Origin of the sequence: Pseudomonas sp. GW456-L13 (assembly GCF_017350115.1) — a bacterium.
Taxonomy (GTDB): Bacteria; Pseudomonadota; Gammaproteobacteria; order Pseudomonadales; family Pseudomonadaceae; genus Aquipseudomonas; species Aquipseudomonas jessenii.
Map to the genome: position 1 here is coordinate 2,367,953 of NZ_JACNAS010000001.1, position 12,399 is coordinate 2,380,351.

The window sequence follows — 12,399 nt, forward strand, 5'->3', positions numbered from 1 at the left end:
CGCTGCTATCGCGAGCAAGCTCGCTCCCACAGGGGATCTGAGTTGTAGCCAACAAAAAAGGCGCGCCACCCAATGGGTGGCGCGCCTTTTGGTGAAGCGGCCGTGGCTTAGCTGCCTGCCACCGTCATCCGCTCGATCAGCACCGAGCCGGTGCGAATGTTACTGCGCAGTTCCAGGTCATTACCCACGGCAACGATCTGCTTGAACATGTCGCGCATGTTGCCGGCGATGGTCACTTCCTGTACCGCGAACTGGATTTCACCGTTCTCGACCCAGTAACCCGCTGCACCACGGGAGTAATCGCCGGTGACCATGTTGAGGCCCTGCCCCATCAATTCAGTCACCAGCAAGCCACGGCCCATGCGCCGCAGCAACGCCGCCTGGTCTTCGTCGCCATGGGTGACGAACAGGTTGTGCACGCCACCGGCGTTGGCCGTGCTCGGCATACCGAGCTTGCGGCCGGAATAGGTGCCGAGGATGTAAGACACCAACTCGCCCTTTTCGACGAACGGTTTGGCGTAGGTTGCCAAACCATCACCGTCGAACGCTGCACTGCCCATGGCACGCATCAGATGCGGACGTTCGTCGATGGTCAGCCACTCCGGAAACAGCTTCTGCCCGAGAGTGCCCTCAAGGAAGGACGACTTGCGATACAGGCTGCCGCCGGAAATCGCCGACAGGAAACTGCCGAACAGCCCCCCAGCCAACTCTGCGGAAAACAGCACCGGCACCTCGCAAGTCGGTACCGGACGTGCGCCCAGACGACTTGCCGCCCGTTGCGCAGCGCGTTGACCGATGCTCACCGGGTCGGCGAGCAGATTGCCCTGGCGGTTCACGTCGTACCAGTAATCGCGCTGCATCTGGCCATCGGCCTCGGCGATCATCACGCAGCTCAGGCTGTGCCGAGTCGATGCGTAACCGCCGATAAAGCCGTGGCTATTGCCATAAACGCGGCAGCCCTGATGGGTACTGAGGGTGGTGCCGTCGGCGTTCTTGATCCGGCTGTCGGCGGCAAACGCCGCGGCTTCACAGGCCAGGGCCTGTTCGATGGCTTGTTCCGGAGTGATGTCCCATTGGTGGAACAGGTCGAAATCCGGAATATCGCGCGCCATCAGCGCGGCATCCGCAAGGCCCGAGGCTTCGTCTTCCGAAGTGTGTTTGGCAATGGCCAGTGCAGCGGCGACGGTTTCGCGAATCGCATCAGGACCGCTGGCCGAAGTGCTGGCCGAGCCTTTGCGTTGCCCCACGTACAAGGTGATGCCAAACCCCTGGTCGCGGTTGAACTCAACGGTTTCGACTTCACGCTGGCGCACCGAAGTCGACAACCCCTGCTCCAGCGACACCGCCACTTCACAGGCGCTGGCCCCCTGGCGCTTGGCTTCAGCGATGATCTGCTCGACTTGTTCCTGCAGTGCCGGCAACGCTTGTGGGCCGACGCTTTCAACTGCACTCATGCTGTTCTCCACTCAAATTCTGCTTTCGGTAACGGTCATCGAGCGACCGGGCCGGACAAGCGGCCCCCGACTGGTTATCATGGCGGCGTTTCTTTGCGGACGGCCACCATGGTTGATTCTTACGACGACTCCCTCGATACGGGAGAAAAAAGCAAATCCCAGGTCAAACGCGAGCTGCATGCTCTGGTTGACCTTGGCGAGCGCCTTACAACACTCAAGCCTGACTTGCTGGCAAAACTGCCCTTGACCGACGGAATGCGTCGGGCTCTGGCCGATGCGCCCAAGCACACCGCGAACATCGCGCGAAAACGGCACCTTCAGTTCATCGGCAAACTGATGCGCGATCAGGACACTACCGCCATTCTGGTTCTGCTCGATCAACTCGATGCCTCCACCCGTCAATACAACGAACGCTTCCATAACCTGGAACGCTGGCGCGATCGTCTGATTGCCGGCGACGATGCCGTACTGGAAAAATTCGTCGTCGACTACCCGGACGCGGACCGCCAGCAATTGCGTTCCCTGATCCGTCAGGCCCAGCATGAGGTTGCGCAAAACAAACCTCCTGCTTCCAGCCGTAAAATCTTCAAGTACATCCGTGAGCTGGACGAGACTCAACGCGGTCTGCGTTAATTCTCGAAGCGGGTGAGCTGCCTCGCAGCTCACCCGCAGCCTCACTTCTTACGACCCCGTGCCACCCACGGTGATCGCATCAATCTTCAGCGTTGGCTGGCCGACACCCACCGGCACCGACTGCCCATCCTTGCCACACGTACCCACGCCGCTGTCCAGCGACAGATCATTACCGACCATCGACACCTTGCTCATGGCTTCCGGCCCGTTGCCGATCAGGGTCGCGCCCTTGACCGGAGCGGTAATCTTGCCGTCCTCGATCAGGTACGCCTCGCTGGTGGAGAACACGAACTTTCCGCTGGTGATGTCCACCTGACCGCCACCCAGGTTGGCGCAGTAAATGCCGCGCTTCACCGAAGCGATGATTTCCGCCGGGTCGCTTTCGCCGGCGAGCATGTAGGTGTTGGTCATGCGCGGCATCGGCAGGTGCGCGTAGGATTCGCGACGGCCGTTACCGGTGCGTGCCACGCCCATCAGGCGGGCGTTGAGCTTGTCCTGCATGTAGCCTTTGAGTACGCCGTTTTCGATCAGCGTGGTGCACTCGGTCGGCGTGCCTTCGTCGTCGACACTCAACGAGCCACGGCGACCGGCCAGGGTGCCGTCATCGACAATGGTGCACAGCTTCGACGCAACCATCTCGCCCATGCGACCGCTGTAGGCCGAACTGCCCTTGCGGTTGAAGTCGCCTTCCAGACCATGACCGACCGCTTCGTGCAGCAACACGCCCGACCAGCCGGAACCGAGCACCACCGGCAAGGTACCGGCCGGTGCCGGAATGGCTTCGAGGTTGACCAGCGCCTGGCGCAACGCTTCACGGGCATAGCCCATGGCGCGGTCTTCGCCGAGGAAATAACGGTAATCGGTCCGACCGCCACCGCCATGCCCCCCGCGCTCGCGGCGACCGTTCTGCTCGACGATCACACTGACGTTGAAGCGCACCAGCGGCCGTACATCCGCCGCCAGACCGCCGTCGGTGGAAGCCACCAGAATCCGTTCCCAGACACCGGCCATGCTCACGGTGACTTGCTGGATGCGAGGGTCGAGGGCGCGGGTCGCGGCATCGATTCGCTTGAGCAAATCGACTTTCTCGGCACGGGTCAGCACTTCCAGGGGATTGTCCGGCGCATACAACTGCGCGACATCCTGGCTGGTGAATGCCTGCACGGTGCCATTCTGGCCAGCGCGGGAAATCGAACGGGCGGCCCGCGCCGCCGCGCCAAGGGCTTCCAGGGTGATGGCATTGCTGTAGGCAAAACCGGTTTTTTCACCCGATTGCGCGCGCACGCCCACACCTTGGTCAAGGTTGAAGCTGCCTTCCTTGACGATGCCGTCTTCCAGCGCCCAGGACTCGGAGATCTGCCCCTGGAAATACAGGTCGGCCGCATCGATGCCCGGCCCGGCCAGGTCGCCGAGCACGCCTTGCAGGCTCTCGATCGTGACGCCACCGGGCGCCAGCAGGTGTTCACTGACTGAGGACAACAACTCGCTCATATGCTTTACGCCTTAAATTCGTCGTTCTGATGCAGGTCGCTGGGCGCCCTGCGAGAAAAAGCGCCGGTGACTGGACACCGGCATGCGCGCCCGGATGGACGCCTGTTCGCTGCTGTCGCGTTCGGCCAGCAGCACGGCCTCGCCTTGATCCTGTTGTGCCAGCACACGCCCCCACGGGTCGATGATGGCAGCATGACCGAAAGTTTCCCGCGGCCCCGGATGCGTCCCACCCTGGGCAGCCGCGAGCACATAACATTGTGTCTCGATGGCCCGTGCGCGAATCAGCACATCCCAATGCGCCGCGCCGGTCACCGCCGTGAAGGCCGAAGGGGCGGTAATCAGTTCCGCACCGGCCGCGCGCAATTCGCTGTACAGCTCCGGGAAGCGCAAGTCGTAACAGACCGTCAGGCCAACCCGCCCAACCGGTGTGTCCGCCACCACGACCCCACTGCCATAAGCATAGTCATCGGATTCACGATAACGGCCGCGATTGTCGGCCACGTCGACGTCGAACAGGTGCAGCTTGTCGTAGCGCGCCACCGTTTCACCCTGGTCATCGACCAGCAACGAACAGGCATGCACCTTGGCCGCCGGTTGATCCACCGGCGGCAACGGCAACGTGCCGGCCACAATCCATAACTTGAGGTCGCGTGCGGTCTGTTTCAACCAGGGCAGGATCGGGCCTTCGCCCAGTGCTTCGGCGCGTCCGATGTCGGCAATGTCGCGCCGGCCCATGGCGGCGAAGTTCTCCGGCAATACCGCGAGCTTCGCGCCACCGGCGGCCGCTCGCTCGAGCAGCCGCCGGGCCTGGGCCAGATTGGCCAGCACATCGCTCTGGCTGACCATTTGAATCACCGCTAGAGACATGGCCTTTTCCTTATTGAAACCAACACAGACCTTGTAGGAGCGAGCTTGCTCGCGATGAGTTTGAATGCGACGCGTTTTTTCAGACAGCCTGCGTCATCGTTCACGTCCATCGCGAGCGGGCTCGCTCCTACAGGGGGCGAGCCGCAATGGCCATGCTACTCCATAGGCCCGAAGGATGGCGTTTCAAAAAGCCTTGTCGAAGGCAATCTTCGGTTCTTTCCAAGGCCCTTTGACGGTGTACTTCACACTGGCGAAACGGGCGACCCGGTCTCCGATCAGCTTGTCGATCAGGAACAGCGCCCCGCCGACCGCGGGTGCACCGACGATCAATGCGGCAATCGGCAGGTTATTGGTCACCGGCAAGGTCACCATCAGTTTCGCATCGATCTGATCGGCCACCATGTTCAGGGTGCCGTCGAGTTCAATGGTGCTCGACGGACCCGTCAGCTGGATCGGCTTACGGGTGACATACACACCATTGGTCCCGACCAGCAGCCCCTTGACCCGGTCATAACTCAGGCCTTTGCCGAACAGGTCGGAGAAATCCAGGCGCAGGCGCCGGCCGATGGAGTTGAAGTTGAGCAAGCCAAATACCCGCAGCGCCTGGGCACTGCCCTCAACCTCGACGAACTGACCCTGATTGAGGGTCGCATCAAGCGTGCCGGAGAAACGCTTGGTCGCCACCCAGGCCGGTGAGCCGGGCCAGCGGCCATCGACATCCATATAGAAGTCCTGGCTGGTGACGCTCGGCGCAAACCCCCAGCCCTTGAGCACATCGGCGAGGTTCTTGCCGCTGATACGGCCCTTGTACCAGCTGTTGCTGGCGCCAGGTACGCCTTCCCAACCACCGCTGCCCACCAACAGCATGCCCTTGAGGCCCAGGTCCAGGGAGTTGAACTCTATGCCCTTGGGCGTCGGACGAATTTTCAGCGACCAGCCCCCCACCAGATCCTGCCCCTGGAATAGCTGATTGATGGTGATGTCCATCGCGGGGATTTTTGTCGGGTCCACCGACGCCAGCGGATCCGGCGAGTTTTCATCGGCCAGCACGGTCGGGTCCGGTGCGGGCAGGCGCACAGTTTGCAGATTGATCGTGATCGGCGTGGCTTTCGCATCGGGAAGGCTGGCGCTGCCATTGATCTGCTGGCTGTCCAGTTGTAGCGCCCAGGCGGAAGGCTTGCGCGCCAGCTGGATCGAGGCCTGATCGAGGGTGGTGCCGATACCGCTGAGTTTGCCCACCTTGAAATCCGCGCCGCTGAGCAGTTGCCTGGCGCTGCCGCCGGGGTCTTGTCCGGCGTATCTGCCCACCAGATCCTTCCACGGGCCAACGTCCAGCTCCGACAGCACGCCCCGTATCCGCAAACCTTTGGTGCCAGGCAAGACGGACTCGCCGCCACCGAGGAACAACTCCCCGCGACCGTCGGCGAAACTACTGGCCGGGGCCGCGAACGTGAAACTCGCCAAGTCCCCGTAGTTGACCCAATAACGCCGCTCGTCGCCCTGCAAGGTCATGCGGAACGTGGTGTCGCGCCCGGCCTCGGAGGTTATGCCGAACGGTGCAGGCAAATCGACGGCCACGCCCTTGAGGCTGGAATTGACCATCAACTGGCTGTCGGCGCCGTCCAGGGTCAGTTGCAGTTGATACGGGATCACACCGCTCACCGGTAGAGGCTGGGTGACCTTCAGCCAGTCGGTCAGTTTCTTGACCTCGACCTGCCCTGACGCGGCCACCCGGGTACTGTGCTTGCCCGGGCTGCCATCGGCAAATATCTGTGCGGTGACCGGTTTGTCGAACGCCCGGGCGCTGATGTTCTGCCCGGTCAGGCCTTTGCCGCTGTCGAAACGGAAATCACCTTTGAGTTGGGTCAGTTCCAGCGCAGGCTCGGCCAGTTTCAAGCGCGCCTTGGCGGTCTTGAAATCGACGAGGATCTTCGGCTCCTCGCCTTTTGCCAGGGGAATATCGAGCTTCAACTTGCCTTGCAGGTCACCCTCGCCTTCCCAGCCGGCAAAGGTTGCTGCGGTGCCGATCGGTGCTTCCTGAAGGATTTTCAAGCCATCGCCCAAACCGCCGGAAAATCCGCCATCGAGGAACAAATGAACGTTCTGTCCGGCCGGCACATGGGGAATGTCGACGTAGATATCGTTGACCTGGGTGTCGAGCAACTGGCCCTTGCTGGCCAGAATCCGCACGCCGCTGTCTTCGACAAACACATCGCCGCTGACCTTGCTGACATGGGGCCAGCCCGGCTGGAAGGCCAGTTCGGCATCGTGAACCTTGAAGTACAGGCTGATGCTGCGATCGACGTCCGCGGCACCGGGGCTGAGCGACCCTTGATACTGGAAGAAGCCTTGATCCACCGCGCCCTTGAGAATCGCCGTGCGCAACCATTCGTCCAGCGCCGGACTGAGGACCGTCGGCAAGTACTTGGCGGTGTAGCGACCGTCACCGTCCACCAGGCCGACCCGCAGGTCCATGTAGTCTTCCCGGGTGTGATCGAAATACAGGCGAATCAGGAAGTCGCCGGCGATCTTGCCTTCCTCGCCCAGCACTTTCAGATACGGCGCGATCAGGGTGAAACCTTCTTTATCGAGTTTCCAGGTCAGCCGCGCATTGGCCTGAATGTACTGCCATGGCTTGGCGAAAATCGGGTCCAGGTGCAGCATGAAATCCTTGCTGTCCATGCGCAGTTCGCCGTGCCCCAGGTCACCGCTGATGCTGCCGCTGACATTTCGCGCCGCCGGCGCACCGTGATAGGCGTCGAAGCCCACCTGGTCGAGGTTGGCGGCAAACCCGAATTTGCTGTCGTCGGTGGCATTGGGGCGGAAGTCGATCAGCACGTTACGCAGGCCACCCGTGACCTTGAGCCGCTCGACGACCGTGGCAAAACCCTCTGGTAACGGCGCCAGTGCGTTGAGCAGCGGGGTCAGCGGCGTGAGATCAACCCGGTCGGCTTGCAGGTGCCAGAGTTCTTCGGTTTTATCAGTGGCGGCGTTTTGCGTGAGCTGCAGATGCGTTTCCCAGCGGGTCTCGCCGAAGTTCATCGCCAGGGAGTCCAGAGTCACTGACGCACCTTTGGCACTGCGCTGGAAGTAACCATTGAGCGCCAGGTTATTGATCTGGATCGGCTTGCGCTCGGCGTAGGCACCCTTGAGTTGTGGCGCGTTCACGCGCACCGCAGCGCTTTGCAAGGCGCCTTTGCCCCAAGTCACCCACAGCTCGCCGCCGGCCTTGATCTCGGAAAAATTCCACTGTTGGGTCAGGCGTTCAGGCAACCACTTCGACCAGTCGCTTTGCGGCAGGCTCAGGTAGACCTCGGCTTCACCGTCCTTCCATTGACTGGCTCGAATACGGGTACGCAGGCTCATGGCCACCGGTTGCCCGTCCGGCAGGGTCAGCCGTGCGTCGAGCCGCTGCCGCGACGCCCCGGTTTTCAGATTCAGGCCGACATAAGTCAAGGTCAGCGGCGATTCGCCAAACGGCTGCAAGGTCACCTGGCTGTCGAGCACCGACAGTTGCTGGATCATCTGCATCTGATTGAGCAGTTGCTCCGGATCGGTGGGCTGGTCCTGGCGCATCGGCAAACCTTCCAGAGCCCACTGACCGCCCTCAACTTGCCTGAGGTTGATCTTGAGGCCGCTGAACTCCAGATGAGCGATGCGTACCTGGCGGGCCAACAAGCTGGCCCAAAGGTCCGGCACCGCGCGCACCTGATCCAGGTGCAAGGCATTGGCGCCGTCGCCGACCGTCACGTCGCGGGCCATCAATATAGGGGCGAATCCACTCCAGTTGCCTTCGAGCTCGCCGATCTGCAACGGCATGCCCAAGGCATCGCTGGCTTTGGTTTCGATGTCGGCGCGGTACTCGGCGACTAGCGGCGTCAGCTCCCGGCCAAGGCTGACGTAGAGCGCCATCAACACCAAAACCAACGCGCACAGGCCCAGACCCCAGCGGGTCAGTGCGGCCAATATGCGTGTCAGACGGTCCATGTCAGGTGGCTCCCATGGCAAAAGTTTTGCAAAAAGCTGAGGCCAGCCATTCTCGAACAATCAAAACAAAACGCTTCAGAGCAGCACCACGTCGTATTGTTCCTGGGAATACATGGTTTCGACCTGGAAGCGGATGGTGCGCCCGATAAACCCTTCCAGTTCGGCAACGTTGCCCGACTCTTCGTCGAGCAGGCGGTCCACCACTTTCTGGTTTGCCAATACACGATAGCCTTCCGCCTGATAGGCGCGAGCCTCGCGCAAGATTTCACGGAAGATTTCGTAGCAAACGGTTTCCGGGGTCTTGAGCTTGCCCCGTCCCTGACAGGCATTGCACGGCTCGCACAACACCTGTTCAAGGCTTTCGCGGGTGCGCTTGCGGGTCATCTGCACCAGGCCCAGCTCGGTGATACCGATGATGTTGGTCTTGGCGTGATCGCGCTCCAGTTGCTTTTCGAGCGTGCGCAACACCTGGCGCTGGTGCTCTTCATCTTCCATGTCGATGAAGTCGATGATGATGATTCCGCCCAGGTTACGCAGGCGCAATTGACGGGCGATGGCCGTCGCGGCTTCGAGGTTGGTCTTGAAGATGGTCTCTTCGAGATTGCGGTGGCCGACGAACGCCCCGGTGTTGACGTCGATGGTGCTCATGGCTTCCGCCGGGTCGACCACCAGATAACCGCCGGACTTGAGCGGGACCTTGCGTTCGAGTGCCTTCTGGATTTCGTCTTCGACGCCATACAGGTCGAAAATCGGCCGCTCGCCCGGGTAATGCTCCAGGCGGTCAGCGATCTCGGGCATCAGTTCGGCGACGAATTGCGTGGTTTTCTGAAAGGTTTCCCGGGAGTCGATGCGGATCTTCTCGATTTTCGGGCTCACCAGGTCACGCAGGGTGCGCAGCGCCAGACCGAGGTCTTCGTAGATTACGCTAGGCGCACTGATGGTTTTGATCTGGGCGTTGATCTGATCCCAGAGACGGCGCAGATAACGGATGTCCATGAGGATTTCATCCGCGCCGGCACCTTCGGCTGCCGTGCGCAGGATGAAACCGCCAGCTTCCTTGATACCTTCCTTGGCCACGCAATCAGTGACCACCTGTTTGAGGCGTTCGCGCTCGGCTTCGTCTTCGATCTTCAGAGAAATACCGACATGGGCCGTGCGCGGCATGTACACCAGATAACGTGAAGGAATCGAAAGCTGGGTGGTCAGGCGTGCGCCTTTGGAACCGATCGGATCCTTGGTCACCTGCACCACCAGGCTCTGGCCCTCGTGCACCAGTGCACTGATGCTCTCGACCGCCGGGCCTTCGCGCAGGGAAATTTCCGACGCATGAATGAACGCGGCACGGTCCAGGCCGATATCGACGAATGCCGCCTGCATTCCAGGCAATACCCGCACGACTTTGCCTTTATAGATGTTGCCGACGATCCCGCGCTTTTGCGTACGCTCGACGTGGACCTCTTGCAGGACACCGTTTTCGACCACCGCCACGCGCGACTCCATCGGCGTGATGTTGATCAGAATCTCTTCACTCATGGCAGGGTCTCGTTCAGGCATGTTCACGATAATGGCCGCATTTGTTCAGAACGTTGCTTGGTGTGCGTTCCGGGGTTGCCAACAGGGTATGCCGAAATGGCCGAGCAGTTCCGCGGTTTCGCAAAGCGGTAGTCCGACCACCGCTGAATAACTTCCATCGAGCCCGGCGACAAACACCGCACCCAGTCCTTGAATGCCATAACCGCCTGCCTTGTCCCGTGGTTCGCCGCTGGCCCAGTAGGCTGCGGCTTCCTCACGACTGATATCTCGAAAACGTACCCGGCTGGTGACAACCCGGGACTCGCAACGTCCGCCATCGAGCACGGCAATCGCGGTCAGGACTTCATGTTCACACCCTGACAGCATCGTCAGCATGGCGCACGCATCCGCTTGATCAACCGGTTTGCCGAGAATTTTTCCATCGAGCACCACGGCGGTATCGGCACCGAGCACGCAGAATGGTTCGTCAGACACGACGCCGCCGCGCCCGGCCTCGGCCTTGCCGCGCGCCAGACGCTCGACGTAGGCCGATGGGGATTCTTGAGCTAAAGGAGTTTCATCGATGTCCGCACTGACGGCGCAGAACGCAACGCCGATCTGCGTGAGCAATTCACGTCGACGCGGCGAACCAGAGGCGAGGTACAACCGTTTCATCAAGACCTCTCCCTGTCCCATGCCTGAGCGAATTAATTGATTTTGTAGCGTCGACGCAGTCCGCGCAAACCGAAACTGATCCAGGGCCAGAGCAGCGCACTGACCAGTGCCGGCAGCACCAGCGCCAACGTCGGCTGACGATTGCCGGTCAAGGCACTGAGCCACAGTTGTACAAGCTGGGCGAGGCCGAAGATCACCAGGATCACCAGGCTCTGTTGCCACATCGGGAACATCCGCAGGCGCTGCTGCAGCGCCAGCACCAGATAGGTGATGAGCGTCAGGATCAAGGCATTCTGACCCAGCAAGGTACCGTAGAGCACGTCTTCAGCCAGCCCCAGGCAAAACGCCGTCACCATCCCGACGGTCTGCGGCAGGTTCAACGCCCAGAATGCCAGCAACAACGCCAGCCACAGCGGGCGCAGGATTTCCATGAATTGCGGCAGAGGCGAAACGCTCAACAGCAGACCGACGGCGAACGTCAGCCAGACTATCCAGCCGTTTCGGGATGCTTTCACACCGCCCATTATTCTCTCCCCACTGGAGTGGCCGGCGCGGACACTGGCGGTTTGGCGGCAGGCTTCGCGGCAGCGGGTTGCGCCGCCGGCGGTTTAGTCGCGGCCGCAGGCTTGGCTGGCGTGGTGGTTGGCTTGGCTGGCGCGGTGACCGCAGGTGCCGCCGTCGCAGGAATCGCCAGTGCGGCGGCCGGTGCAGCGGGGACCGCGGGGCTGACCGGTTTCGGAACCGTCGACGGAATGATCGGCCCACCGCCCTGCGCATCCAGGCTTTCCTGGGCCTGGGCGGCAGCGTTGACGCGCTCTTCGGCAGTCCGGTTGTCGCTGAACACCAGCAACAGGTAACGGCTACGGTTCAAGGCGGCGGTCGGAACGGCGCGGACAATGGCAAACGGCTGGCCGGAATCGTGAATCACTTCCTTGACCGTCGCCACCGGATAACCCGCCGGGAAACGCTGACCGAGGCCGGAGCTGACCAGCAGGTCGCCCTCCTTGATGTCGGCGGTATCGGCCACATGCCGCAACTCTAGACGTTCCGGGTTACCGGTGCCGCTGGCAATCGCCCGCAAACCGTTACGGTTCACCTGCACCGGAATACTGTGGGTGGTATCGGTCAGCAGCAAGACGCGGGAGGTGTAGGGCATCAACTCGACCACCTGCCCCATCAGGCCACGGGCATCGAGTACCGGCTGACCGAGGACTACGCCATCGCGCTCACCTTTATTGATGATGATGCGATGGGTGAAGGGGTTGGGGTCCATGCCGATCAACTCGGCCACTTCGACCTTCTCGTTGACTAGGGCCGAAGAGTTGAGCAACTCGCGCAGCCGAACGTTCTGCTCGGTCAGGGCGGCAAGCTTCTGCATGCGCCCCTGCAACAGCAGGTTCTCGGTCTTGAGTTTTTCGTTTTCGGCGACGAGTTCGGTCCGGCTGCCAAACTGACTGGCAACGCCTTCCCACAGTCGTCCGGGCAGGTCGGTGATCCAGTAGGCGTCCATCAGCACCAGCGACATCTGGCTGCGTGCAGGCTTGAGCAGACTGAAACGGGCATCGACCACCATCAGCGCGACCGATAGCACGACCAGCACCAACAGGCGCACGCCAAGTGAAGGGCCCTTGGTGAAAAGCGGTTTAATAAGCCGCTCCTCCCAGGCAAATGTTCTGTTTATTCATACGGCAGCAATCCGGCCTGGATGCAGACTGACAGAAGATAAACGCGAACAGGCAGCACTGCAAAGTGCTGCCTGCGCGCTCAACAGCATAGAGGC

The 12,399-nt window shown here is 61.5% G+C and carries 9 protein-coding genes; 1 reads left to right on the plus strand and 8 read right to left on the minus strand.

Annotation, left to right across the window (positions count from 1 at the left end; genetic code table 11):
• Positions 1 to 107 precede the first annotated feature (107 nt).
• Positions 108 to 1,454 (minus strand): metalloprotease PmbA, encoded by a 1,347-nt coding sequence (pmbA, locus tag J4D25_RS10810; protein WP_057716426.1) that lies wholly within the window; start codon positions 1,452 to 1,454, stop codon positions 108 to 110.
• Positions 1,455 to 1,562: 108 nt separating this feature from the next.
• Between pmbA and yjgA the strand changes: the two genes are divergently transcribed.
• Entirely contained in the window at positions 1,563 to 2,087 is a 525-nt protein-coding gene (yjgA, locus tag J4D25_RS10815) for a ribosome biogenesis factor YjgA (protein WP_057716427.1), read from the plus strand.
• Positions 2,088 to 2,135: 48 nt separating this feature from the next.
• Here the strand turns inward: yjgA and tldD are convergent, their stop codons facing one another.
• The 7 genes from tldD to mreC all read right to left on the minus strand — a co-directional run bounded on the left by tldD (position 2,136) and on the right by mreC (position 12,267).
• Positions 2,136 to 3,578 carry a metalloprotease TldD gene (tldD, locus tag J4D25_RS10820; RefSeq protein ID WP_057716428.1) on the minus strand — a complete coding sequence of 481 codons (1,443 nt, stop codon included), beginning with the start codon at positions 3,576 to 3,578 and terminating at the stop codon, positions 2,136 to 2,138.
• Between the two features lie 12 nt (positions 3,579 to 3,590).
• A complete protein-coding gene (locus J4D25_RS10825; protein WP_057716429.1) occupies positions 3,591 to 4,445 on the minus strand; it encodes a carbon-nitrogen hydrolase family protein in 855 nt (284 codons plus the stop codon).
• Between the two features lie 183 nt (positions 4,446 to 4,628).
• The gene (locus tag J4D25_RS10830) at positions 4,629 to 8,432 is read right to left on the minus strand and encodes a YhdP family protein (RefSeq protein ID WP_057716430.1); all 3,804 of its coding nucleotides are present in this window, start codon (positions 8,430 to 8,432) and stop codon (positions 4,629 to 4,631) included.
• A gap of 75 nt (positions 8,433 to 8,507) precedes the next feature.
• Positions 8,508 to 9,965: a ribonuclease G gene (rng, locus tag J4D25_RS10835; RefSeq protein WP_008018726.1), complete on the minus strand. Its 1,458-nt coding sequence runs from the start codon at positions 9,963 to 9,965 to the stop codon at positions 8,508 to 8,510.
• A 45-nt stretch (positions 9,966 to 10,010) separates the two neighbouring features.
• Positions 10,011 to 10,619 (minus strand): nucleoside triphosphate pyrophosphatase, encoded by a 609-nt coding sequence (locus J4D25_RS10840; RefSeq protein ID WP_057716431.1) that lies wholly within the window; start codon positions 10,617 to 10,619, stop codon positions 10,011 to 10,013.
• Positions 10,620 to 10,651: 32 nt separating this feature from the next.
• A complete protein-coding gene (mreD, locus tag J4D25_RS10845; protein WP_007970244.1) occupies positions 10,652 to 11,143 on the minus strand; it encodes a rod shape-determining protein MreD in 492 nt (163 codons plus the stop codon).
• Positions 11,143 to 12,267: a rod shape-determining protein MreC gene (gene mreC / locus J4D25_RS10850; RefSeq protein ID WP_079246811.1), complete on the minus strand. Its 1,125-nt coding sequence runs from the start codon at positions 12,265 to 12,267 to the stop codon at positions 11,143 to 11,145. Before mreC ends, mreD begins: the two co-directional genes overlap by 1 nt.
• Between the last annotated feature and the right edge of the window lie 132 nt (positions 12,268 to 12,399).

Coding starts and splice junctions, on each gene's coding strand:
- rng (WP_008018726.1), bottom strand. CDS start 9,965: ATGAGTGAAGAGATTCTGATCAACATCACGCCGATGGAGTCGCGCGTG.
- pmbA (WP_057716426.1), bottom strand. CDS start 1,454: ATGAGTGCAGTTGAAAGCGTCGGCCCACAAGCGTTGCCGGCACTGCAG.
- mreD (WP_007970244.1), bottom strand. CDS start 11,143: ATGGGCGGTGTGAAAGCATCCCGAAACGGCTGGATAGTCTGGCTGACG.
- J4D25_RS10840 (WP_057716431.1), bottom strand. CDS start 10,619: ATGAAACGGTTGTACCTCGCCTCTGGTTCGCCGCGTCGACGTGAATTG.
- yjgA (WP_057716427.1), top strand. CDS start 1,563: ATGGTTGATTCTTACGACGACTCCCTCGATACGGGAGAAAAAAGCAAA.
- J4D25_RS10830 (WP_057716430.1), bottom strand. CDS start 8,432: ATGGACCGTCTGACACGCATATTGGCCGCACTGACCCGCTGGGGTCTG.
- tldD (WP_057716428.1), bottom strand. CDS start 3,578: ATGAGCGAGTTGTTGTCCTCAGTCAGTGAACACCTGCTGGCGCCCGGT.
- J4D25_RS10825 (WP_057716429.1), bottom strand. CDS start 4,445: ATGTCTCTAGCGGTGATTCAAATGGTCAGCCAGAGCGATGTGCTGGCC.